Raw genomic sequence first — 26,476 nt, forward strand, 5'->3', positions numbered from 1 at the left:
GTGGTCGTCATGGCCGAGTCGAGCGCCAAGATCGTCTCCCTGGCGGCGGGCATCGGCGCGGCGGGAATCGCCGCCCTGAGCGCCTCCGTGACGACGAACGACATCGCCAACACGACCACCGCCGCCATCACCGGGACGTCGACCGTCTCGGCGGGGGACGACGTGCATGTCGAGGCCACGAGCGGAGCCACGATCGACTCCGCGGCCATGACCCTCTCCGGTGCCCTCGTTGCGGCCCTCGGGGCGTCCGTGGTCACAAACACCGCGGGCAACACTACGAAGGCCTACGTGGACGGCACGTCGGCCGCCCTGAAGGCGAAGATCACGAAGGCCGACCAGGTGTCCATCAGCGCCTCCTCCACGACCGCCCTCAACGGCGTCAGCCTGGGGGCCAGCATCGGAACGGTGGCGGCGGGCGCCATGGTCTCCCGGTCGACCGTCGACGGAACCACCTGGGCCTACGTCGGCAACTACACGGCGATCGGCCAGCAGGCGGGCAGCAGCGTCGGCTCGCTCAGCATCGCCGCGACATCCACCGACTCCGCCATCACGAAGGCCTACGCCATCTCGGCGGGCATCGGGGCGGGAACGGGCAACGACGCCAAGTCGACCATCACGCCCGACACCCGGGCCTACATCGGCAACACCTCCCTCCGCGTGACCGGAGCCGTGGACGTGGCCGCCCAGGCCAGCGTCAGCGCCTATGCCGAGACCTACGGCGTCAGCGCCGGGGCCCTGTCCGTGGGCGTGTCCCTGGCGGAGGCCACCGTGTCCCCCGAGGTCAAGGCCTACGTAGGCGGGAGCAGCTCGACCATCCACGCGGGCAGCCTGTACGTATCCGCAACGGAGACCTACCCCACGAGCGGCTATGCCGCAAAGACGTACGCGACGGGCTCCTCCGGCGGCCTCGTCGGGATCAACGCCACGGAGAGCACCGCCTCGAATACCGGAACCGTCGCGAGCTACGTGGCCGACGGAACCACGCTGGTCGTTGCGGACTCCATCGCCGTCCAGGCGACCGGCGACAGCAAGCAGTACGCCTCCTCCGACAGCAACACCTACGGCCTGATCGCCGCGGGCGGCAACGTGTCCGACGCCGTCTCGAACGTGACGACGAGCGCCTACCTGGGCAACGGCGTCACCGTCAGCTCCGGCACCGCCATCGGCGGCCTGACCGACGGCGGGACGTATTACGTGATCCTCGACAACAAGCGGCCCTTCACGCCGTCGACGGCCATCAGCGACAGCTGGATCAACCTGGGCTCGGGCCACGGGCTCCTGACGGGCGACACCGTCGTCTACCGCACCGGCAGTTCGACGAACACCGCCGTCGGCGGGCTCACAGCGGGCCAGGAGTACTACGTCGAGGTCAGCACGGCCAATCCGGCCCTGGTCCGGCTCTATACCCTGGTCGTGGATGTCGGGACCGGAAACCTTGTCAAGGGAACCCTCGTGACCCTCGATGCCTCCGTCGCCACCGGCACGGGGCACCGCCTGGACATCGTCAACCCGCGGCTGATCAAACTGGCCGCCTCCTTCTCGAACGCAACGGCGGACACGCCGGTGGCCATTGACCTCTCCGCGCCGACCGTGGCGGGGTCCGAGAACACCGTCACGCCGGTCTCCAGCGCCGAGACGGTGACGCCCATCGCGTTCTCCCCGGAGGCGGACCTCAACGTCACGAAAAACACGATCGACGTGGGCGCGGACAGCGGCCTCTACACGGGCAAGGCGGTGGTCTACAGCAAGGGGGCGGGTCCCACGCTGACCATCACGGCCACCGGCGACGACTACAACTTCGCGAAGTCCGAGGCCGGAAGCGGCGGCCTCGTGGCCGGCTCGGGCGCCGAGTCAAACGTCACCGCCACGAGCTCGACCAGTGCGGCCGTCGCCGACGACACGAACACCGGCGACGCGGTCCGGACCACGCTGGACGTGTCGAGCCTGGCCATCCGGGCGCAGCACACCGCCCGCTTCGACAGCCAGACGAACACGATCCAGGCCTCCGCCGTCGGCTTCAGCGGATCCTGGGCCACCAACGTCGTGACCTCCACGGTGGACGCCAAGATCGGCGACAATGCCCTGGTCACCACCCGGAACCTCACCGTCGATGCGATCAACACAACCCGGAAGAACCTGCTGGGAGCCGACGAGTACAACGTCGAGGCGGGCTCCGGCGGTGTCCTGCAGGGCAACGCCGCGGAGAGCGAGACGGACATCGCCAACCGGACCTACGCCAGCGTGGGCGCCGGCGCCGACATCACGGTGACGGGGGACGTCTACAACCCCGGTGACTTCCGCCTGACCACCTACAACGACGTCGAGGGCTACGACGACGTCCGGCTGGACTCCGGCGGCGTGATCGTCGGCTCCGGGGCGACGTCGGCGATCCGGGCCGACGTCAACGACGGCATCGTGACCATCGAGGACGGGGCCACCATCGATACGGTGGGCGAAGTCAACCTCGAGTCCCGGACCCGCGGCGTACTGAAGGTGGAGCCCCAGGTCCACACCTACGGCCTCGCCTCGGCGGCCGTTGTGGACGGCATGGCCCGCGTCCACAGCAACAACCAGGTCACGGTCGGCGCCAACGTCGATATCCTGGCCATGGGCGACATCAACCTCCTGGCGGGGCGGGACCATTACGGCGTCCTCAATTACTTCTACGTGACGTCCCACGGGGACGAGCTGAACGCGTCGGCCATTCCCATCAGTGACCTGAAGTCCCACGGCGAGATCGTCCAGACCCTGGGCGTCTCCGTCGGCACGGGGTCGTCGCTGAGAACCGCCCGGGACGCGAACCTCCTCACGGACGAGACCGGCACCGCCCAGATCTGGGCATACGGGAGCGGCAAGAACTGGATGACCGCCCTGGCCAGCGGCATCGATGCCATGTGCGGCTCCGACGGCATCTCCGAAGAGATGAAGGGCGGGTCGTCGACCCTCGAGGCCAACAGCACGGTCACCGTCAACGGCACCATCGAGGTCGGCATCATGAAGGACCTCGAGCTGGTCATCGGCCTGGACGGGACCGCATCGGTGCAGAACGGGATCACCTTCGCGACGACCCAGGAATCCATGGTCTCGAACCTGGTGGAGGAGCTGAACCGCTGGTACGAGCTCCTGGCGGACTACTCCGGCGACCCGACCACCACCGCCGCCTACCAGGTGGAGATCAACCGCATCCTGGCGGACCTCACGGCCATGGGCCTGACCGAGACGGTCACGGAGAACGGGAACACCTACACGGTCTACACCGGCTCCTACGTGGTGCCCTACATCACCGTGGACGACATCTGGGCGCAGGCGGGCACCATCAACGTCTGGGCCGACGACTTCTACGGCGGAGGACAGCTGGTTGCGGAAGGCGACATCACGGTGTCGATCACCAACAACAGTTCCTCCTACCTGCGGATCAACCGGATCACGATTCCCGACACCATTGGAGGCGTCCGCTTCAACTCCCAGTCGGTCAGCTCCAACGCGGCCATCGCCGACCTGAACGCGACGGGGACGGCTTCGTCGTTCACGAGCATCCTCACCTCGACCACCGGGGCGGCGCCGGTCATCAACATCACGAACACCTTCGACGCGGGCGACCCGATCTACTCCGGAACGGACTACGAAGACAGCCTGACGCCGGACGTCGAGCTGACCGGGGAAATCGACGCCATCCTGGCGACGGTCACCATCAAGAGCGAGGGGAGCGTCGTCTCCACGGCCAGCATCGACGCCGGAACGCTCTATATCATCAGCGGAGTCGATTTCGTCCAGACCTACACCGATTCGCTCTACAGCATCGCCAACCCCGGGACGTTGTGGACCGCGGTCTCGACCATCGCCCAGAATGCGAAGGTCGACACCACCGTGAACGGCCTCAGCACCGGGACGGCCCTGGAGCAGGCCGTCTACAGCGTCCTCCACCCGAACGCGGCCGATGTTTCCAACATCATCGCGGCCAACAACGTCTACATCAGCGCCCGGTACCTCAACATCAACGGAGTCATCCAGAGCGGCATCGCCGAGAGGACGGTAACAATCGCCGCAGCCGAACAGACGGCCATCAATGCGGCGGAGACCGCCTACTCGCAGTACCGCTCCGGCTCCCGTGCCGCCGCGGCCGCCACCGCCGCCGCCGCCGGCCTGACGACGGAGGACTTCAAGTATTTCAAGCTGGCCAACACGAGCACCGAGAACATCGACGTCTTCTGGAACGCCGAGCTTGACCGGCTGGAACTGGAAGACGTGAAGATCCAGGGGGGCTACATCGAGCTCTTCGGCCAGATCCTCAGCACCGGCAGCGGGCAGATCAAGGTCCTGGACGGCTATGGCAAGATTACCGTCACCAACCAGACCTCCAACACCCTGGTCACCAACCTCCTCGACACGGGCCAAGGGGTGGAGGGACTCATCCGGATCACCGACACGTCGCCGGACTACCTGATCGGCGGCCTGCCGCGGGTGACGGAGTACCGGTACGTGAGCGGCCAGGTCGTCAAGACCGTGTTCGCCCCGGGCGGTGTCTCCGTTGGGACGACGACGCAGGGAGCAGCCGGAACCAACGAGGTCCAGGTCATCTCCAGGAACGCGGCGGTGACCGGCGGGACCTTCACGCTGACGTACAACGGCCAGACGACGGCGGCCCTCGCCTGGAACGCCACGGCGGCCCAGGTTCAGACGGCCCTGTGCGCCCTGTCCACCGTCGGCGCCGGCAACGTCTCGGTCAGCATCAACGGGAGCGGAAACTGGGTCGTGACGTTCCAGAACGCCCTGGGCGGCACCAACGTCAACCCGATCCGGACCGACGGCAGCGCCCTGCTCGCCGGGGCGGCGGCGTCCACCGCCGGGCGGACGGCCGTCTACACCCCCCAGGCGGGCATGCGGTACTACTGGGCCAACGGCCAGGATTACAGCATCCAGACCAGCACCACCTACGCCTCGTCGGACTGGCTGGGCGTCGACTCCCTCGTGGCGGACCCCGACAACATCGTCGAAGGACCGAAGCGGACGCAGGTCGGGGAGATCCGCCGGCTCGAGGACGGGACCTACGTGACCGACACGGACAGCGGCGACTACGGCTACGGCTACGACTATTCGTACGACTACGTGCAGATCACCCAGAGCACGTCCACGTACACCTGGGCCGGCAACATCGTTACGGTCACCTCCGCGGATCCCCACCTGATGAGCACCGGCCAGAAGGTCCTCCTGGACTTCACCACGGGAGGCGCCGTCAACAAGGACGGGACCTTCACGGTGACCGTGATCGATGACCATTCGTATCAGTTCATCCTGCTGGGCGCCGGAGCGGGCGGAGACGTCACCGTGACCCGGGTCCAGCGGAACACCTGGGAGGAGTCCACCTGGTACGGAAAGACCACGTACTACTGCAAGGAGACCCTCACGACGCCCTACAAGGACATCCACGTCCAGAGCGTCCGCGCCGACCGCGACATCGGCATCGCCTTCATCGGCTACGAGGCGGGGGACACAAATATCCGGGTGACAATCACCTCCGTGGGCAGCGTCCTGGTGAACGACTCGATCCAGAACCCGGAAGGGACGACGAGCCTCACCAGCAGCAGCGGCCAGATCCGGCTCGTCAACGACACGGCCGTCGTCGGCGGGCGGAACATATCCCTCAGCGCATCCACCGGCATCGGAGCGGACCGGACCCTGCGGACGAACCTGAACGACGGCTACAGCGGGTCCCTGAGCGCCGTGACAACGACCGGCGACATCAGCATCCAGGAGATCTCGGGCGACCTGATCGTCGACCAGGTCACGACCTCGAAGACGACCACGACCACCACCAGCAATGTGACCCTGACCGCCCACGGCGATATCCTGGGGAAGGACGCCTCGAACCAGGTCCGGGGCCAGAAGGTGACGCTGACGGCCACCTACGGCGACATCGGCACCCTGGGTACGGGAGGGACGGCCTCCACACCCGGCGCGGGCGCACAGGCCCTCCGGATCGACACGGGCGACGCGGACGACCACTCCCTGACGGCGACGGCGGTGGGCGACGTCAACATCACGGAGACCGCCGGGACGCTGCACCTGAACAGCGTGGTGACCGACGGGAGCGTCCGCATCACCGTGGAAAACGGCGGCCTCACGGACGTCAACTCCAACGAAGTCCGGGACGACCGCACGTGGGCGCAGCTCCTGGCCCTGTACGAGCGGATGATGGCCACGGGCGACGCGGCGGACGAGAGCGTCGCCGCAACCATCGCCGCCTACGAGGCCCTCAAGACCCAGGAATACCAGGCTTACTGGCGGTACCGGAACTCCGTGGGCGGCAGCTACGACCCCTCGCAGACGATCGCCCTCTCGGATTCGGAGATCGACTGGTACACGGACTACTACACGAGCCAGGGAAAGACGGCCGGAGAGATCGCCATTGCCCTCCAGACCCTCGTGAACGCCCGGACGGCCTCGTATCACGTACTCCACAGGACCTATGGCGACGTCTCGGCGACCTACGATTCAGCCTGGTCCTACGATGTGGACTCCGTCGCCCTCCATGATCGCGTCGGGTCCGCCGAGATCAACGGCAGCGCCGTCGAGCTGACCCGCCACGTCTTCACGACGGGCCAGGCCGTGGTGTACCACGCCGGGGGCGGCACCATCGACGGGCTCGTCGACGGAACCACGTACTACGTCGTCGTGGACGCCTCCAATGCAAGTGTGATCCGCCTCGCCGCGACCCTGGCCGACGCCGGCACGAACACGACGCTCAGTTTCACCTGGGTGAGCGGCGACAGCCACTGGTTCTCCGACGGCGACGTCCTTTCCCAGCGGGCGAAGTGGAGCGAGGCCCAGCTGAAGAACTCCATCAGCGCCAGCATCCTGAGGCCGAAGACGGTCTCCGGGACGTCGGCCACCACCGAGGAGCCGAACATCACCGGCTCCGAGATCGCCCTCGTGGTGTCCGGGGAGATCGGCTCGGCCGATGTCACCATGGACATCACCATGGCCGACATCAACGCCGGGCTTTCCGAGGAGCAGAAGGTCGCCCTCGCCGCCGCGGAGAAGCAGGACGTCACGTTCTACGACACCGAGGGGAACGTCATGCAGCCGGACGACGTGGGCAAGACGTTCGCCCGCCTCCACATCAGCGTGAAGAACGATGTCGATTTCAAGACGGAGGGCCTGCTCACCGTCTCGGCGGGCACCGGCGCAAACCTCGGCTCAGACCAGACCGCCGACGTCAACGTCGACCGGATCACGAGCACCGACGGCGAGGTGCGCCTCAAGGTCCAGGGGAACATCATCAACGCCCGGACCGACGGCGGCTACAACATACGGGGCGACGGCGCGGTCCTGGAGGCCGAAGACGGCAGCATCGGGACGCAGGCCAAGCCGTTCCTGATCGACATGATCGAGGCGGGCCGGACCGGCGCGCTCACCGCCCGGGCCAAGACCAACGTCTACCTGCAGGAGACCTCCGGAGACCTGTATGTGTCGTCGGTGTACGCGGGGACGTTCATCGACCTGCGCTCCGCGGGGTCCATGCTGGACGCCGACAACGACGACGCAACGACCCGGGCCTGGAACATCTACAGCCCCGACGCCTACCTCCAGGCGGGGGCCGGCGGCACCATCGGCGCCGACGGGAGCGCGCTGGAGACGGACCTCCAGGGCGGGGTGCTCAACGCCGACGCGGGCCAGAGCATCTACCTGTACGAGTCGGCGGGCGACATGATCGTCGGGGTGATCAAGTCGGCCAACGCCAACGTCAGCCTGGGCGCCGCCCTGTCCATCCGCGACAACGACGAAGGGGCGGTGGGGAACCCCTCCCCCGACGTCATCGGCAACAGCATCACCCTGACGGCGGGATTCGCCATCGGGGCCGTCGACGACTACCTGGACATCGACACGGCCTTCTCCGGAGCCGGGACGCTCACCTCGGCCAGCGAGTTCAACACGTACATCATCGAGATCTCGTCCAAGGCGACGCCCGGCGCGGGCGACGAGGACCTGAGCCTGTACTCCGTCGCGACCAACGCCGGGACGGCCTTCATCACCGCGCCCACGGGGAGCATCTACAACGGGCGGACCGACGGCGGGTCGAACGTCGTCTCCGGAAAGACCTACCTCTTTGCCGGCCTGAACATCGGCGCGGAAGACAAGCGGATCATGACCCTCGTGGACAACATCGAGGGCCTGGCCACCTCGGGGAGCACCTGGATCACGAACACCTCGAACCTCACCGTGGGCGGGGTCGTCGAGGGAAGCGAGCAGGGTTTCCTGGGCGGCGGCGCCGTCAACATCACCGCGAGCTGCACCATCGACGTGAAGGAAGACGTGATCTCGGCGACGGATTACATTGTCCTGACCGCGACCGAGCGGGCGGCGGACGTCGACGACCTGATCGTCCGGGACGGCATCACCGTCTGGTCGAAAACGAGCTATGTCACACTGCGAGCCGGTGACGATGTGACGCTGGAAGAGGGCAGCTTCGTCCTGGCGGCGGGCAAGGTCACCATCAGCGGCGACTACGGGAGCGCCGACGCAGCCGGCACGACCATCCGCCTCCTGGGCGTGGTCGGCGGCAGCGAGGTCGAGGTGAACGGGAACGCCGACGACGACACGATCATCCTAGAGCGGACCCACGATACCGTGGACTACCCGAGCGCCGACGTCCAGGCGGCGGTGGCGGCCACGTACGGCAACGTGACCAACGTCTATGCGTACGCCGGGAACGACACGGTCACCCTCCGCTCCATCGACGGCCAGACGAACGTCTACGGGGGCGACGGGGAGGACCTGCTCATCGCCGACACGCTCAAGACGCTGACCAGCAGCAAGTACGCGACCCGGGACGCCCTGAACCTGGACGGCCAGGCCGGGACGGACCGCTACGTTGTCAACGCCTCCGGCACGGGCGACTACATCGTCAACGTCACCGACACCGGGGCCCCGGACGACGGCGCGGACACGCTGATCGTGAACGGCACGGCGGACGACGACGACTTCCTCCTCCGGAAGAGCTTCGTGGCGGTTCTCCACGGATCCTATGCCGGCGGGTACTCCGCCGACGTCGAGCGCATCAACTACGACACGAGCATCAACGGCCGGCTCATCGTCACCGGCGGCATCGGCGCGGATTCGTTCTTCACCGACGACAACTCCTCCATCACCACCCTGGATGGCGGCGCCGGGGCCGACTACTTCCAGATCGGCCAGCTCTTCGGCTCCCTGCGCGACGTGGGCGCCAACATCGCCGCGGGCGACGTCTTCGAGACCATCGAGACGACCATGGGCTTCCTCAGCCGCGGGATCAGCTACGCGACGACCGTCTACGGCGGCAGCGGTAACGACACGTTCTCGGTCTACAACAACATCGCCAAGCTCCGCCTGGAGGGCGGCGACGGGAACGACGAGTTCGTGGTCCGGGCCTTCATCATGCTGAATTCCTTCGACCCGGAGCAGCAGCTCACAGAGGTTGACGGCGGCATCGGCGACGACTACATCCAGTACAGCATCAAGTCCCCCATCAGCATCAACGGCGGCGCCGGCTATGACCGCGTCGTGGCACTGGGCACCGAGGCGAACGACGTCTTCGTCGTCACCTCCTACGGGATTTTCGGCGCCGGCATCAACATCACCCTGGACGGCGTGGAGGAGGCCCTCGAGGTGGACGGGCTGGAGGGCGACGACACGATCTTCGTCCTCAGCACCTCGGCCAGCATGGTGACGACGATCATCGGCGGGCTGGGGAACGACACGGTCAACGTCGCGGGCGATGTGACGGGCACGGTCATCAGCGCCGAGCTGGAAGGGAGAAGCGGCGTCATCAACCACAGCGTCACGAGCGACGACCCCTCCTACGACGGGCTCCTCATGGACGGCATCGCCCTCAACGTGGCCGACGCCGCAACGGGCGCGGTCGTCATCACGGAGAGCGGCGGCGGCACCGTGGTGGAAGAGGACGTACCGGGCTCCGTGGACACCTACACGATCTCCCTGGCCGCGGCATCCCTCGATCCGGTTGAGGCGGGCGACGTGGCCTACATCACCGTCTCCGCGGCCAAGTCGGAGTCGGAAGAGGACGCCCTCGGGGCGGATACGGTTCTCCTGTCCACCGACGGCGTCAACTACTTCGACGCGGTGGTCCTGACCTTCGATATCACAAACTGGACGGACAACCAGACGATCTGGGTAAAGGCGGGCTCCGACGCCGTCTCCGAGGGCGAGCGGAACGTCGCGGTGAGCCACAGCGTCATCAGCAGTCGCGCCGACCTGGACAAGGCCAAGATCAACGACGTGATGGTGAAGGTCCAGGACGACGACAAGGCGGGTCTCATCATCGTGGAGAGTGGGAACGACACGCAGGTCCTGGAGGGAGCCGCCGACACCTTCACCGTGCGGCTGACCCATGCGATCACAAGCGACGTCACCGTGACCCTGGCATATGACGCCGGGCAGCTCTCCCTGGACACGGCGACGCTGACCTTCACCAGCGGGAACTGGGACGTGGCGCAGACGGTGACCGTCACGGCCGTGGACGACGGCACGGCGGAAAACACGCAGACCTCGGTGATCACCGCCACGGTGACGAGCACCGACGCGGGGTTCGCCGTCAGCGAGAAGCCGACGGTCAACGTGACCGTCATCGACAACGACTCCGCCGGCGCCCTGGTCACCCAGACGGACGGATCCACGCGCGTGGTCCAAGGCGACGCCACGGGCGACACCTACAGCATCGTCCTGACGAAGGCACCGGCCGCGGGCACGACCGTCACCGTGAAGATCCTCACGGACGGGCAGACGGTCGTCTCCAGCGCCGACGGCCGCTTCAACTCCACCGACGGCACGGTTACCTTCACGGATGCGGACTGGAACGTCGCCGCGGAGATCACCGTGAAGGCCACGGACGGGGCGCCCACGGAGAACAACTTCGAGAAGTCCTTCCCGCTGATGTCCCACACCCTGAACCGGATCCAGGGGCCCCTCGTCATCGAGGGCGGCGTCGGACCGGAGGACCGCTCCGTGAAGCCGGGCGTGACCCTTCCCGGGGAGCTGAACCCGGACCTCCCGGAGGTCGTCATCAACGTCGACGAGTCCACCATGACGGACACGCTGAACGTGTACAACGACTCCAGCGTCTCCGACGATACGGGTGTGATGTCGACGCTCCTGCTGCACACCGATTACAGCGTCAAGGCCGACGGTACGGTTTCGGCCACCCTGATCAGCGGCCTGGGCATGGGGACGGACCTCGTCGTCAACAAGGGCACGGAGGCGGCTCCCGACCTGTTCACCTACAAGGGGGGCATCGCCTATACGAACCTGGAAGTCGCCGAGGTGCTCCTCGGGACGGGGAGCGACACCTTCACGGTAACGGGCACGCGGGCCGGGACGGCCACAGCCGTCCACGGTGGCGGTGGTGCCGACAACCTGATCGTCACGGGCGGCGGCGGTTCGGCCTCGCCCCTGGTCCTGTACGGCGACACCTCCGAGGACGGCAGCCACTACACCTCGACGGGCGGCACCCCCTCCAGCTCCGGCATCCACTTCGACACCCCCGGGGCCGACACGATCGATGCCTCTGCCTCGAGCGACGGCGTCGTGATCTACGGCGGTCCCGGCGATGACATCATCATCGGCAGCCAGGGGAACGACCAGATCGCCGGCGGACTGGGCGACGACACGATCGACGGGCAGGCCGGGAACGATATCATCTACGGCGATTCCGGGTTCAACGCCACCCTGTCGAGCCGCGCCCTCGCGGTGCCGACGACGGAAACCCCGGGGACCGACACGATCGAGGGCGGCGCCGGCAACGACATCATCTTCGGCGACCACGGGATCGTCACCCAGGCAGCCTCCGGGCTCCTGGGCACGGGCGGCGTCAACCGGATCGAAACAACGAACGAGGCGGCCGGCCTCGGCGACACGATCCATGGTGGCGACGGCGACGACCGCATCTTCGGAGGCCTCGGAGCCGACACGATCGAGGGGAACGCAGGCAACGACACGATCTTCGGCGACCACGGGGTCATGGACTACGTCTCCGGAGATGGGAACAACGCGACCGTCGACCTGGCCTACACGCGGAACACGGCGTCCGGCGACATCGACACGATTTACGGAAACGCCGGCGACGACACGATCTTCGGCGGTGTCGGCGCCGACCTGCTCTACGGCGGCAACGGCTCCGGCGGTGCCCCTGTCGTCGGGAGCGACCGGGACGCCATCATCGGCGACTTCGGCCGGATCACCTTCGCCGCCGGCATCGTCTCCGCCACGGAGACCATCGATCCCGGCCATGGGGCGAACGACACGATCGAGGGGAACGAGGACAACGACATCCTCATGGGCGGCTTCGGGTCCGATACGATCGACGCGGGTGTCGGGAACGACATCGTTTTCGGCGACAACGCCCGGATCGACCACGACACCGACGGCGCCCTGAAGGTCCTCCAGACGACCGACACGGCGGCGGATTCGGCCTTCGGCGACGCCGACACGATCACAGCCGGCAACGGCGACAAGGTGATCCTCGGCGGTATGGGGGCCGACATCATCACCACCTTGGTCGGGACAGACGTGATCCTGGGCGACAACGGAACGGTGACGTACGCCGGTGCCACGGGATCCCTGAAGATGAGCCAGATCGTCTCGACGGTGCCGTCGCGCGGTGGGAACGACATCATCACAGCCGGGAACGGGACAAAGCACATCATCGGCGGGTACGGCTCCGACTCGATCAGGGCACTCGCGGGAGACCACGATGTCATCGGCGACAACGGCCTGATGACCTTCGACACGACCGGGATGGCCATGACGCTGAGGACGACCGACACGGAGGCCGCTCCCGGGTTCGGCGGGAACGATACCATCACGGTGGGTGACGGAGTCGCCAACATCCTGGGAGGCATGGGCGCCGATCTGATCACAGTCGGTTCCGGCCGGGGCATCATCTTCGGCGACAATGGCGAGATCCGCTACAACGGCGCCGCCGGGCACCTCAAGGCATACCTGGCCATGTCTTCACTCCCCTCGAGCGGCGGTGACGACCGGATCGTTACAGCGGGCGGGAACAAGCACGTGATCGGAGGCTACGGCGCCGATACGGTAACGACCGCCGGCGGTGACGACATCCTCATCGGCGACAATGGCGAGATCCAATACGAGAGCGGTATTCCATCCATCGTCCGGTCCATAAACCCCAGCGACGGCGGAAACGACCTCCTGAGAAGCGGCAGCGGCGTCGACATCCTCATCGGCGGCACCGCCAGCGACGACATGTACGGCGGGGAAGACAACGACGTGCTGATCGGTGATGGCGGGCAGGTCACCCTGACCTCCGGCGAATGGCTCTATGTCGAAACGATCGACCACCACTCCGGCGGCGGCGACGACTACCTCGACAGCGGCTCCGGCGAAGACATCATGTTCGGCGGCGAGATCAGCAACACCTTCGTCGGCACACTGGGCCAGGACGTCATGGTCGGCACCTACGGCCGGGTCACCATCACGGCCGGCAAGGTGCAGTCCCTGGTCCGCCTCGACAGCATCGACCTGATCACCAATACCATGACCAGCCTGGAGGACGGCACGAACGCGGAGTCCCAGCCGCTCTGGACCAGCGGAGCCGGTACGGGCGGACAGGCTGGGGCCGGCGGGACGGAGGGCGGAGGGGCGACGGGAGGGACCGGAGGCGCGGGATTCGGCTCCTACTTCTCGACCGGATCGACCCTGCCGGGCGTCTGGGTGGCGACAAGCTACGGAACGGAGCTCATGAGGCTGGGCGACGCGGACCTCTCCCAGGAAGACGACGGGCACAGCGACGGCCAGGCGGGCTCCCAGGCCGGCTCCCAGGCCGGATCATCCGGCGATTCCGGATCCGGACAGGGGGATAACGCCCAGGGCTCGGATGCAGGCTCTGGACAGGAGTCCTCCGGCCAGGAGGGTGAGGGCCAGACCTCCGGAGAAGGCTCCCCGGGTGAGGCGGGTGCCGGGCGGCAGGCGGGCGACGGCGCCACCGGCGAGCAGGGGGCGCAGGGCCGGAGCGGCGAAGGCGGTGGCCCGCAGACCGGGGCCGGCGACGATGGTTCGGCCGTCCTGGGCGACGACGGGACGGATATCGCCCGCACGGTGGACATGGGGGCCGGGGCGGCGATGGCGGGCCTCCTGGGCTGGAAGGTCATCAGCGGCGGGGACCTCGGAAAGGGCGGCCTGATCGACCGCCAGTCCTTCAAGGACCTCAAGGAGCGACAGGAAAAGAAGCGCTTCAAGTCCTGGAAGAGCGCCGGGTCCTGGAAATAGCGGCCGGCTCCTGCGGTACAAAGCCCCGCCCGCAAGGCGGGGCTTGTTTTTCGTGGCGGAAGGAAGCAGCGGCGCTGGACGGGGATAAGCGGATGGCAGACCTGAAGGCGGAACTCATCCACATTTACATCTCTCCCGCGGGGGAGTTCCATTTCCTCGTGCGGGGAAAGCCTCCGGAGGCGGCCGCGAGCGGGGGGATGGCCCTCCCGGTCGACAGGAGGATCATCCTGCCTCCCGCCGCCGCAAAGCGGCTGACCCTGGTCCTGGAGGCGGCGGTGGAGGACTACGAGGCGGAGTTCGGGCCGGCGCCGGAGCCGGGGGAGGGCCGCTCTCCGGCAACGGAACGGCGGCGGATCATCGACTCCGTTCAGGGGGAAAAGGCCCGCCTGCTCATCGACCGGATCGACGGGCTCGGCGTCCACTACGGGTTCGAGCAGTCCTTCAAGATGCTCCCTGGGACGCTCCTGGGCAACCGCTTCCTCGCCGGTTTCCACAGGGAGGCGGCCGGAGAGGGCCTCGAAGGGAATCTGGACGGCCTCTGCCGGGCCGTCGGCATGCCCGAGTCCCAGCGGCAGGAATTCCTCCGGGGGCTTCCCGAGGCAAACATCGTGCTGTTCGGCTTTGAAGAGGGCGAAGGCTCTTCCCTCTACAAGGCCTACCTGGAATATGGAGCGGAGTTCCGGCGCGTGATCCGGGAATCGCCGGACGACCCGGGCTCTTTCGTGATCCACCGGGGCTTCAAGTGGGATGCCGGCGACAGTGCCCGACACACGACGGCCCGCTACGTGTGCCATCCCTCCTGGTCCGTGGAGCGGATTCTCCAGCGGCTGTCGGAGTCCTTCTACGGGGGAGGCCGGAGTCCCGTGTTCGGGATCGTGAAGGGGATCGTGGAGACGGCCGCCGGGAGGATGCGTCCCGAAGAGCATCTCTACGTGGAGGTGGAGGAGGAGGGGAATCCACGGGTATCCTTCGATCTCAACCTGTACCGGGCCAACCTGCTCCTGGGGGAGCTGTACCCGTTCCTGCTCGCGATGTGCCGGCACCTGTCGATCGACGAGGAGACGTTCCTCCGCGCCTACGAGCCGGCGAAAAAGTTGATCTTCGGGCATGTTTCCGGCGGAACCGACCGCCGGGGACGGGACTTCCTGACCGTCTACTACGGAGTGAAGGGAAGCTCCCGCCGCGGACCCGGCGGGCCATGAGGGGACATTCGTGAGGAAACCCGGGACGTTCCGGATTTCCCGCGGGGAGGACGGAGAGGATCGTGGAGCGCAAGGTTCCGGTGGGGCGCGTCGACCTGACGCAGTACATCGTCGTCTCCGTCTGGTTCGGCTGTAACAACGCCTGCAGCATCTGCATGCTCTCGGACATCCGGGGGACGCTGCCTCCCATCGGCTTCAACCGGTACCGGGAGATCATCCGCGACGTCGTCCGGGAAGAGCGCTTCGAGAACCTGATCCTCTCCGGCGCGGAAGCCACGACCTTTGAAGAACTGGACCGGTACGTCCGCTTCGCCGCGTCCTTCGACCGGTTCCGGAAGATCCAGGTCCAGACGAACGGCCGTCGCCTCGCCGACCGTCGCTACCTGGACAGCCTCATCGCCTGCGGTGTGAATGAGTTCTTCGTCAGCGTCCACGGGGTCGAGGGAGTCCACGACACGATCACCGGCGTGGCGGGATCGTTCCGGGAGACCCTGGCGGGGCTCCGGAACCTGGAGGCCTACAAGGGCGTGAACGTGATTACCAACACGGTCCTGAACCGGGTCAACATGGGCGTGCTCCCTTCGCTGATGTCGTTCCTGGCGGGCCTCGGGACCAGCGAGATTCACCTCTGGAATCTCTTCCCCATGGGGGAAACGGACCGGCGCGACCTCCTGGTGGGGATCCCGGAGTTTCTGGAGATCCTGCCGGGCGTTCTGGATGCGGTTGGCCCCTCGGGCAAGCCCCTGGTCCTGAAGAGCTTTCCCGAATGCCTGCGGGCGGGGCCGCCGGCCGTCTTCGACGACTGGTTTCCCGTGACGGTGCTGCCGAACCGCTTCTGGCAGGAATTCGGCCGGAGCGGCTTCGGGACCTGTGTCCACCGGGAGGCATGCGGGGCCCGGGAATGTTGGGGGCTCTCCAACGCCTATCTCAGGAAATTCGGGGACGAGCGGGAGCTGCTGTCGCCTCTGGGCGGGCGGGACGACGCACGGCCCCGGGGAGCGGATTGAGGAGCGTTCATGGACCGGCTCGAAATCATGACAGCGGGGGAGCCCTTCTTCAACTACTGCCTGTGGCAGTACGACCCGGCGGCTCCCTGGGAAGGCAAGATGCGGTCGGCGAACCTGCTCTTCCACTCTTTCGAGTACGCCGGGGCCGACGGGCGGATGCTCGATCTGGTGGACCATATCCGGAACGGCATCGGCCCCTCCATGAGCGTCTGGGGCGTGAAGCGGGCGGGGGATCGGATCGGCTGGGAATACTATTTCTACGACTACCGGAGGCGGGAGCGGCAGCGGTCCGCCACGAGGGTACTCCGGGCGATGGCGCCCCTGGTCGGATCCACGGCGGCCCTCAACGAGGATCATCCCTATTTCATGTTTTCCCTCGACATCGACGACGCGCTGGTATCGGGAGCCCGGGATCTGGACGAGATCCACATGTACATCGGCAACCCCGGGAGCGCCGTCTCCTCGGGCATCTGCTATGCCATCACCCCGTCGGGCTCCCGCCTGGAGAACTTCTACTTCTTCTTCGACGCGGGAAAACACCGGCAGGACATCCTGGCCAAGATCGCCTGCTCCGCCCAGATCGATGCGACGGCCCTGGACCTCGAGGCGATCTACCGTCCGGAGCTCCGGGACTGCCGGACCGTCTGCCTGGCCAACAAGCCGCGGAGCGACTGCATCTATTTCTCCGGCATCACCGTGGACCAGTTGATCTTTTTCATGAACTGGCTGGAGTATCCGCGGGGGCTCCGCTCCTTCGTGGAGGAGAACCGGTCTCAACTCGATCACCTGCTGTACGACGTCGGATTCGACTACCGGATGGAAGATGGGCGGTTACGGATCGACAAGAGCGGTTACTACGGGATTTTCTAGAGTCATGGCGCAGGGGGCTGCCACGGGGGCTCCCGCCGTCGCGGCCTTTTTTTCCACGATCCATCGTCGACGACCAGGAAGGCTGGAGGGATGGAAAAAAAGTCCTGATCGCTCCTCTGGGAACCCCCGGTCGCGCCCCCGCGGATGGGAGGTTGGGGAGAAAAATGCGGCCCGGGATTTCGGGCGCCTTGCATTCAACCCTTTTTGAGCAGTACGCGGGTTCGAGGATGATGGCGCAGGGGGCTGCCACGGGAACGAAGACCTTGATGGGATGGGAGGGGGACTTCCCTCGCGCTCAGGAGCGTTTTTCCGACCCTGCAACGTCTCGCTCCGCTGCAAAGTCATAACTCGCGCCCAGGGGCGCTCAGACAGATGACTTTGCGGGCGCTGCGCTGCGACGGCAGGGTGCCCCGAAAAAGCCGCTATTCGCGCTCCGGGAAGCCCCCTCTCCCGGACGAACGTTCGCGGGGGCGCGACCGGGGGTTCCCAGAAGAGCAATCAGAAAACGTTTCCGGACCACTGGCTCATCGGTTTCAGAAGGCGAAGAGCGGAAACGTTTTCGCGACAGCGGGAGCCCCCGTGGCAGCCCCCGCGCCCCGGATGAAGCGGATCAATCGTGGCGGCGGCGGTCGTTATCGGGAAAGCGTTCTATGATCGCCTCGAGGGCCTGGCGGACCAGGGTGTCGAAATCGGTCCGGCCGTCGAGGGTGACGTCGGCGCGGAGAGGCACCCGCTCCCGCTGCATCTGGAGCATCCGGCTCACGATGCGGAGGTAGTTGTCGAGGTAGCCGCCGAGCCAGGCGATGAAGGCCCGGGCGTCATGCTCTCCACCCGTCATCGGGAAGAGGGCCGTGAATTCCCGGATCTTCCGGGCCAGGGCCACATCCGGGGGCGTGTCGACCCAGACCAGGAGGTCGATGAGGGGGGCCGTCGCCGCGTGCTCGCGCCCGAGGGGCGTCTCCAGGACGATCCAGCGCCCCGCCGTGATGGGAGAGCCGGTCCGCGGATCCATGGCGGATTCGCCCCGCTTCAGCCGGGACAGGGCCTCCGCGAGTCCGGGGACGTTCAGGTCGTCGATACGCGCGCCGTCGTCGATCCAGCGCTCGACGTCGCCGGCGGATCCGCGGGTGGCCTGTTCGAAGTGGTCGTAACTGATCAGGGAGGCATCCCCCAGGCCGGATGCGATGGCCGTTGAGAGGGATGTCTTTCCTCCCCCGACGGGTGCCGCGATGGCGATGACGGGTATCATGCGGACTCCATAATGGGAAAGGGGATTTGTTGAACGGAATGACACTGCACGGCCCGAACCGGGAGTTCGATCATCTCTGCGTGGACGATTTTCTGCCGGATCTCCTGGCCGCCCGGTGCCTCGGCACGGCCTTCGAAAGCGGCCTTATCGACGATTTCCTGGCGCGCGAAACGGCCTCCCCGGAGGAGTTGGCGGACCGGTTCGGGGCGGACCGGCGGGGCATGGCGCTGCTTCTGGACCAGCTTCTGGCAAACCGGGTCCTCGTCGATCGCGGAGGCCGCTTCGGGCTGTCGGAGGCGTTTCTCCACTCCCTGTCCTACCGGGATCTCCTGGAGTTGAAGCTGGAGCTGGCGAACTTCTGCGCCTTCGACGTCCTGAGCCTGTTTCCGGACCTTGTCTTTCGCCCCCGGGAGTTTGCAGGGAAATCCGGCTTTTACGGGCTGTTTGCCTACGACCGGTGCTTCGAGCGGAGCGAGGAGGCCGTCCGGACGGCCCGGCGCTGGATGCGGATCACCACGGTGCTGACGAAGTACGAGGCCCGGGCATGCCTGAAGTACCACGATTTCGGAGGATGCCGGCGCATCCTGGACGTGGGCGGAAACAGCGGGGAATTTGCACTCAGGATCTGCAGGAGCCATCCCGGCGTTGAGGCCGTGGTCTTCGACCTGCCGCTGGTCTGCGAGATCGGCTCGGCCCACCTGCAGGCGGAGCCGGAGGCGCCCCGGATCTCCTTCGTGAAGGGCAACGCCCTCGTCGACGACTGGCCCGGCGGCTTCGACCTGGTCAGCTTCAAGTCGATGCTCCATGACTGGCCGGACGACCTGGCGGGAGAGCTGCTCGCCCGGGCCGCGGGTGCCCTCCGCCCGGGCGGAACGGTGCTCATCTTCGAGCGGAGTCCCCTTTCGCCCGGCGGAGGTCCGCTTCCCTATTCCCTGATTCCGTTTCTGCTCTTCCATCACAGTTTCCGCCCGCCCGGCTTCTATGCGGACCGCCTGCGGGCCCTCGGCTTCTGCAGGGTGGAGATCCGGAAAATCGACCTGGAGATGCCCTTCCATCTCGTGACGGGCACCCGCTGACCGCGGATCCGGGGTGGCCGTCCGGAGGCCCACCGACCGGTTGACACGGCGTATGCAGTCATATAAGAAAATTGGACAAAAGAGAATCCTGCAAATCCTGTTGAGGAGGAAAACATGGCACAGAAAAACGAGAAGACCGTTCAGGCATCCCTTCCCGGGGCCGATGCGGATAATGTCAAGGCGACGATCCGCTGGGACGTCGCCAAGATGCAGACGACCTACGCCAACGTGTGCAACGTATCCAGCACGAAGGAGGAGTTCACGCTCCTGTTCGGCATCAACAAGACCTGGAATCCCGAGCAGCGCGAATTGACGGTGGACATCAGCGACCGCGTCATCCTGAATCCCTTCGCGGCCAAGCGTCTCTCCCTCCTGCTCCGGAACATCGTCCGGCAGCACGAGAGCCGCTTCGGCGAGATCCAGCTGGAAGCCGGCGAAAAGCCGGAGGAGAACGCATAACCGGCGGGAGAAACCCACTGCCTGCCGGGGGCCGACCTGGCTCCCCGGCAGGCGGTTTGCCCGCTTCTTTTCGCCATTCACCCGTCTTGTCCGAGTCCGCCACGCCGGGCGGCCGCCAGCGGCGTCCCGGTGCCGGCCGTTCATCGATGCCAGGCCGTCCCATGTGCTTCCCGGGAAACGCCCCGCCCGTCCGCCGGATCCCGTTTCCCGGGGAGGAATTTTCCGGGAATGACCCGGTCGAGACAGGCCGTTCCAGGACCGAAGCAGGGAACCGAGAATGATTGAAAAACTCTGGGTAGATCTCGAACACGCGGATCGCTCCGACGACTTCGCTGCCGCCTGGCTGTCCATCCAGTCCTCCTTCATCCGGGGATGCGTGCAGGCCGTCCTGGTGCTTCGAGATCCCGTACGGCAGAGCTTCGCCCCCGTGGCCTCCTGGCCGGAGGGAAGCACCGGCGAGCCCTTGGCGGCGGTCCTGGAGCACACGATCACCGAGGCCGAAGGAATGCTCGTGGAGCTGTCCGAGGTCGACGGGGTTCCCGCGGACATGGAGCGGCACTACGGCCTGGCCTACCCGGTCATGGTGGACGGGGAGCTTTACGGTGCCGTGGCCATGGAGGTGACGGCGCCCTCCGGGGACGCGCTGCGTCCGGCCATGGAGGGGTTGCGCTGGGGATCCGTGTGGCTGGAGAACCGGATCCGCCGGCTCCGGGGCGAGGAGGACGCGAAGACCCTGAAGCGCATGAAGGCGGCGGTGGACATCCTGGCGGCGGTCCTGGCGGAGGAGCGCTTCGACGGGGCGGCCATGGCCTTCGTGACGGAGATCGCCAACCGCCTGGAATGCGACCGGGTGAGCCTGGGACTCGTGAAGGGGAAGCATACCCAGGTGAAGGCGATCTCCCACACGGCGATCGTCGGCAAGAAAATGAACCTGATGCATTCCATCGGCGCCGCCATGGACGAGGCGGTGATGCACCGGGGCGAGATCCTGTTCCCCGTTCCCGCGGAGGCCGGGGTCCTGGTCGTCCGGGACCACGAACAGATGGCCCGGCTGCATGGCACCCGGGCGATGATGACCCTGCCCCTGTACGGCCATGAGAAGTACTATGCAGCGATTACCCTTGAGCGGCAGGACGACAGGCCATTCTCCGAAGATGACGTCGCCTACGTCAAAAGCGTTGTCGCCCTGACGGGACCGGTGCTGGAGAGCAGGCACCGCCAGGACCGCCCCATCGTGTTCGGCGTGCTCGAGGCCATGAAGCGGCAGGCGGTCCGCCTGTTCGGGCCGGGCTACATGGTCCGGAAGGCCGCCGTCCTGGCCCTTGCGGCGGTGGTCGTCTTCTTCAGCGTGGCCATGGATGAATACCGGCTCTCCGCGGAGGCGGTCCTGGAAGGGTCCGTGAGCCGCTCCCTCGTCGCGCCCATCGACGGGTACATCAAGACGGCGAGTGCCCGGGCGGGCGACGTCGTGAAGAAGGACACCGTCATCTGCCAGCTGGACGACCGGGAGCTCATGCTGGAGCGGATCAATCTGCTGAGCAAGCGGGGCCAGTACGACCGGCAGTACAAGAAGGCCATGGCCGAGCACAACCGCGCCGAGGCGAACATCGTCAGCGCCCAGGCGGGGCAGGTCCAGGCCGAGCTGAACCTCCTGGACAACAGGCTCCGCCAGATCGTCATCCGGGCGCCATTCGACGGCATCCTCCTCAGTGGCGACCTGAGCCAGAAACACGGAGCCGCCGTGAAGCGCGGCGAAGAGCTTTTCGTGATGGCGCCGCTGGACGGGTACCGGCTCATCCTCAAGGTGGACGAGCACGGCATAGCCGACGTGAAGGAGGGGCAGCGGGGCACCCTGGTCCTGTCGTCGCTCTCCCGGGAGAAATTCCCCTTCACCGTGAAGAAGATCACCCCCCTCTCGACGGCGGAGGAGGGGAAGAACTATTTCCGCGTTGAGGCCATGCTGGACGAGATGTCCCCCCGCCTCCGGCCGGGCATGGAGGGCGTGGGCAAGATCGAAATCGACCGCCGGCTCATGATCTCCATCTGGACGAGGGGCATGATCGACTGGTTCCGCCTCCGCCTGTGGGCGTGGCTGCCCTGAGGTTTCCCGGTGGACAAGACCCTGTACAGCAGCTCCTGGTATCGCGTGGCGGGTCTGAAGCCGCTCGTGAGACGGCACGCGGAGATCCACCGGCACACCTACCGGGGGAAGGTCTGGTACGTCCTCCAGGATCATTCCTCGGGCCGCTTCCACCGGTTCACGGAGGAGTCCTATTTTCTGATCGGCCTCATGGACGGGAAGCGGACCCTCCAGGAGATCTGGGAGGCCGCCTGCCTCAAGCTGGCGGACGACATGCCGACGCAGGACGAGGTGATCGGCCTGGTCTCTCAGCTGAACAGGGCGGACGCCCTGCAGTCCGACACGGCCCCCGACGTGGAAAACCTGAGCCGGCGAAGTCGCAAGGACCGGTCGTCCCGGTTCTGGAACGCCGTGCGCTCGCCCCTGGCCATTCGCATTCCCCTCCTGGACCCGGAGCGGTTTCTCGAACGGACGAAGGGAATCGTCGCTCCGCTGTTCACGACGCCGGCTTTCCTGGTCTGGCTCGTCGTCGTCGCGGTCGGGGCCGTCCTTGCCTTCCTGCACTGGAGCGAGCTGACCTCCAACCTGGCCGACCGGGTCCTCGCCCTCGAAAATCTCCTGATCTTCTGGCTGATCTATCCCCTCGTCAAGGCGCTCCACGAATTCGGCCATGCCTGGGCAGTGAAGCACTGGGGCGGCGAGGTTCACGAGATGGGGATCATCTTCCTCGTGTTCATGCCCATCCCCTACGTCGACGCCTCGGCGACCTCGGCCTTCCGGGAAAAGAGGCGCCGGATCGTCGTCGGCGCCGCGGGCATCATGGTGGAGCTCCTGATCGCCGCCCTGGCCATGATCCTCTGGGTGAACACCGGCCCCGGGATTGTCCGGGCGGTGGCGTACAACACGATGGTCGTCGCCGGCGTCTCCACGCTTCTGTTCAACGGCAACCCCCTTCTGCGGTTCGACGCCTATTACGTCCTGTCGGACCTCCTGGAGATCCCCAACCTGGGGTCGCGTTCCAACCAGTACATCGGCTACCTGGTCCAGCGCTACGCGATCCGGAACGACGAGGCTGAGTTTGCCCTGGCCGATGCCGGGGAGGGGAGGTGGCTCGTCCTCTACGGCGTGGCCTCGTTCTTCTACCGAGTCTTCATCACGCTGCAGATCGCCCTTTTCATTGCGGGCAAGTTCTTCTTTGTCGGCGTTGTGATCGCCATCTGGGCGGTTATCGGGCTGATGGTCGTCCCGCTCGTCCGGATGACCCGAACGGTCATGAACAACCGGGCGCTCTACCGGCGGCGAGGCCGGATCGTCGGCCTGGTCGCCGTCGTTGCGGTGGTTGCCGGCGTCCTCGTCGGGGCCGTCCGCCTGCCCTCATTCACCGTCGCCGAGGGGGTGCTCTGGCCCGCGGAGCAGGCCCGGATCCACGCCCGGGTGGACGGCGAGGTCAGGGAGGTCCTGGCGAAGCCTGGCGCCCATGTGAAGAAGGGGGATCCGATCCTGCGGTGCGAAAACCCCGATCTCGTCTCCCGGGTGCACGCCCTCGAGGCGGAGATGCGGAGCTTCGGAGCCCGCCAGCGGATGGCCTTCGTCCAGGACCGGACGATGGAGCGGATGGTCCAGGAAGAGATCGCCCGCATCGCGAAGGAGCTTGCGGAGGCCAGGGAGCAGCTGGCCTACCTGGTCATCCGGAGCCCCATCGACGGGGAGATCCTGCTCCCCCGGTCCGACGACATGCCCGGCCGTTTCCTCCGGCGCGGGGAGGCCGTCGGCTACGTGGTCGACTACTCCGGGGTGGCGGTCCGGATCGTCGTTCCCCAGTCGGAAGCGGACCGGGTCCGGACGGACGTGCGCGCTGTCCAGGCCCGGCCGGCGGAGAACGTTGCCCGCGTCATCCCCTCGGAGCTCGTCCGGGAAGTGCCGGCGGCGACGGGCGACCTGCCCAGCTTCGCCCTGTCCCTCAAGGGAGGCGGGGCCTTTGCCCTCGATCCGCGCGAGACGGAGCGGCCGCGGGCCTTCGAAAAGCTCTTCCATTTCGAGGTGCGCCTGAAAGACACGACGGGGATGCGGATCGGGGAGCGGATCTACGTGCGGTTCGAGCATACGCCGGAATCGCTGGCCGAGCGGGTGTTCCGGACGTTCCGGGGCGTATTCCTCAAGCGGTTTGAAACCTGAGGCGGAAACGGCGGGCCGGCCGTACCGGCGGCGTCGCACGGCGGGAGAACGGAAGCATCCACCATGGGCAGGGACGTCAAGGATTGGCCGGTAGCGGACTACTTTCACCGCCCGGAGCGCCGGGAGCGGAGGAGGACACTGCTCGACCGCGCCGCCTGGGACCTGGCGGGCCGCTTTCTCGGTCCCGCGCGCGTCCGCACGAGCGGGCTAAAGGAGATCACGGAGCGGGTCGGCCGGCACGACCAGGCGATGCGGAGCGGGTCGGACGTGGAGCTCCGGGAGCGGGCCCAGTCCCTGAAGATGAGGCTCCGGCGGGAGGGCTTCCAGGACGACCTCATCGCGGAGACGTTTGCGCTGATCCGCGAGGCCGATGCGAGAATCCTGGGAATGCGCCCCTTCGACTGCCAGGTGGCCGGCGGCTATGCCCTGCTCCAGGGATTTCTCGCCGAGATGGACACGGGGGAGGGCAAGACCCTCGTCGCGACCCTGCCGGCCGCCACGGTAGCCATGGCGGGCCTTCCCGTCCACGTGATCACGGTCAACGATTATCTCACCGCCCGGGACGCGGAGCGGATGGGGGAGGTGTACCGCTTCCTGGGCCTCTCGATCGACTGCATCATCCACGACAAGACTCCTGCCCAGCGGCGCCGCGCCTACGGCTGCGACATCGTCTACTGCACCAACAAGGAGATCGTCTTCGATTACCTCCGGGACCGGATCGCCCTGGGCGACCGAATGGACCCGTATCGGCTGCACGCCGAGCACCTCTACGACCGGCGGGGGAAAAACAGCCGACTCCTGCTCCGGGGCCTGCATTATGCCATCGTCGATGAAGCGGACAGCGTGCTGGTGGACGAGGCCCGGACGCCCCTCATCATCTCCAGGACGGAGACCTCGGAAGACATGCAGGCCGCCCTGCGGCAGGCTCTCGAGATCGCCGGCGGCATGGAGGAGGGACGGGATTATCGCATCCACTACGAGGCCGACGACGGGATGCGGACCCTCGCCATGACCGAGGCCGCGAAGGAATCGATCCACCGGGCCGCCGATTCCATGGGGACCCTGTGGAGAAGCTCCGTCCGGCGGGAGGAGCTGGTCATGAAAGCCCTCACCGCGCTGCACCTGTATCGCCGCGACGAGCAGTACATCGTCCGGGACGGCAAGGTCCAGATCATCGACGAATTCACGGGGCGGGTCATGCCGGACCGCTCCTGGGAAGGGGGGCTCCACCAGCTCATCGAGGCGAAGGAGGGGTGCAAAATCACGGGGCAGCGGGAGACCGTGGCGCGGATCAGCTACCAGCGTTTCTTCCGTCGCTACCTCAAGATCTCCGGAATGACCGGGACGGCGAAAGAGGTGCGGCGGGAGCTGTGGTCCGTCTACGGCCTGCCCTTCGCCCGCATCCCGACAAACCGGCCCGTCCGGAGGCGCATCGAGCCCGACCGGATCTTCGCCACCCAGGACCTGAAGTGGCGGGCCGTGGCGGGCAGGATCGCGGAGCTTCACGCCGGGGAGCTCCCCGTCCTCGTCGGGACGAGGACCGTCGCGGCGTCCGAGCACCTGAGCCGCCTGCTGGCAGAGGCGGGGCTGCCTCACCAGGTTCTCAACGCCAAGCAGGACAAGGAGGAGGCGGAGATCATCGCCCGGGCCGGAGAGCCGGGGCGCATCACCATCGCCACCAACATGGCGGGCCGGGGGACGGACATCCTCCTGGCGCCGGGGGTTGCCGAGCGGGGCGGCCTCTACGTCATCATGACGGAGCGCCACGAGGCGGGACGCATCGACCGTCAGCTGGCGGGACGCTGCGGGAGGCAGGGCGATCCGGGGACCTGCGAGGCCTTTCTTTCGCTGGAGGATCCGCTGGTCAGCGAAGGGGCCCGGGCGGCGCTGGGCCGGCTGGGGGGGTGGTTGAGAAAACACGGATATGCTATAGGGGAAGCCGTCGGGAAACTGGCGATCCGGCAGGCGCAGAAGAAGGTCGAGAGGGCCCATGCGGGTGTCCGGAAGCGGCTCCTGAAATATGACGAAGAACGGGGAGACACCCTGTCGTTCTCCGGGAAAACGGAGTGAAGGCG

General features: G+C 66.7%; 10 protein-coding genes (1 of these 10 only partly in view). 9 read left to right on the forward strand and 1 reads right to left on the reverse strand.

Translation table 11 applies throughout. From position 1 onward, the window contains the following. From PLO63_04575 to PLO63_04590, 4 genes are all read left to right on the forward strand, one after another. On the forward strand, nucleotides 1-14,283 hold the final stretch of the coding sequence (locus tag PLO63_04575; protein HOI73403.1) for a DUF4347 domain-containing protein. It extends 18,483 nt beyond the left edge of the window; the window shows 14,283 of its 32,766 coding nt (coding positions 18,484-32,766); the start codon falls outside the window, past its left edge; it ends in the stop codon at nucleotides 14,281-14,283. Between the two features lie 92 nt (nucleotides 14,284-14,375). Beyond that, entirely contained in the window at nucleotides 14,376-15,485 is a 1,110-nt protein-coding gene (locus PLO63_04580; protein ID HOI73404.1) for a hypothetical protein, read from the forward strand. A gap of 62 nt (nucleotides 15,486-15,547) precedes the next feature. After that, nucleotides 15,548-16,492, forward strand: a complete 945-nt coding sequence (locus tag PLO63_04585; GenBank protein ID HOI73405.1) for a radical SAM protein — start codon at nucleotides 15,548-15,550, stop codon at nucleotides 16,490-16,492. Between the two features lie 9 nt (nucleotides 16,493-16,501). Then, the gene (locus tag PLO63_04590) at nucleotides 16,502-17,362 is read left to right on the forward strand and encodes a hypothetical protein (GenBank protein ID HOI73406.1); all 861 of its coding nucleotides are present in this window, start codon (nucleotides 16,502-16,504) and stop codon (nucleotides 17,360-17,362) included. Between the two features lie 610 nt (nucleotides 17,363-17,972). Here the strand turns inward: PLO63_04590 and PLO63_04595 are convergent. Beyond that, nucleotides 17,973-18,611, reverse strand: a complete 639-nt coding sequence (locus PLO63_04595) for a hypothetical protein (GenBank protein ID HOI73407.1) — start codon at nucleotides 18,609-18,611, stop codon at nucleotides 17,973-17,975. Between the two features lie 38 nt (nucleotides 18,612-18,649). Here PLO63_04595 and PLO63_04600 point away from each other — a divergent pair, with 38 nt between their 5' ends. The 5 genes from PLO63_04600 (at nucleotide 18,650) to PLO63_04620 (ending at nucleotide 26,471) form a co-directional block, all read left to right on the forward strand. Next, a complete protein-coding gene (locus PLO63_04600; GenBank protein ID HOI73408.1) occupies nucleotides 18,650-19,687 on the forward strand; it encodes a methyltransferase in 1,038 nt (345 codons plus the stop codon). Between the two features lie 114 nt (nucleotides 19,688-19,801). Beyond that, nucleotides 19,802-20,146: a DUF3467 domain-containing protein gene (locus tag PLO63_04605; protein HOI73409.1), complete on the forward strand. Its 345-nt coding sequence runs from the start codon at nucleotides 19,802-19,804 to the stop codon at nucleotides 20,144-20,146. Nucleotides 20,147-20,423: 277 nt separating this feature from the next. Further along, the gene (locus PLO63_04610; protein HOI73410.1) at nucleotides 20,424-22,247 is read left to right on the forward strand and encodes an HlyD family efflux transporter periplasmic adaptor subunit; all 1,824 of its coding nucleotides are present in this window, start codon (nucleotides 20,424-20,426) and stop codon (nucleotides 22,245-22,247) included. Nucleotides 22,248-22,256: 9 nt separating this feature from the next. Then, nucleotides 22,257-24,401 carry an efflux RND transporter periplasmic adaptor subunit gene (locus tag PLO63_04615; protein HOI73411.1) on the forward strand — a complete coding sequence of 715 codons (2,145 nt, stop codon included), beginning with the start codon at nucleotides 22,257-22,259 and terminating at the stop codon, nucleotides 24,399-24,401. Between the two features lie 63 nt (nucleotides 24,402-24,464). Further along, nucleotides 24,465-26,471, forward strand: coding sequence for a preprotein translocase subunit SecA (locus tag PLO63_04620; GenBank protein ID HOI73412.1), 2,007 nt, complete (start codon nucleotides 24,465-24,467; stop codon nucleotides 26,469-26,471). Nucleotides 26,472-26,476: the final 5 nt, after the last annotated feature.

The sequence above is a fragment of the Syntrophales bacterium genome (assembly GCA_035363115.1).
Lineage (GTDB): Bacteria > Desulfobacterota > Syntrophia > Syntrophales > PHBD01 > PHBD01.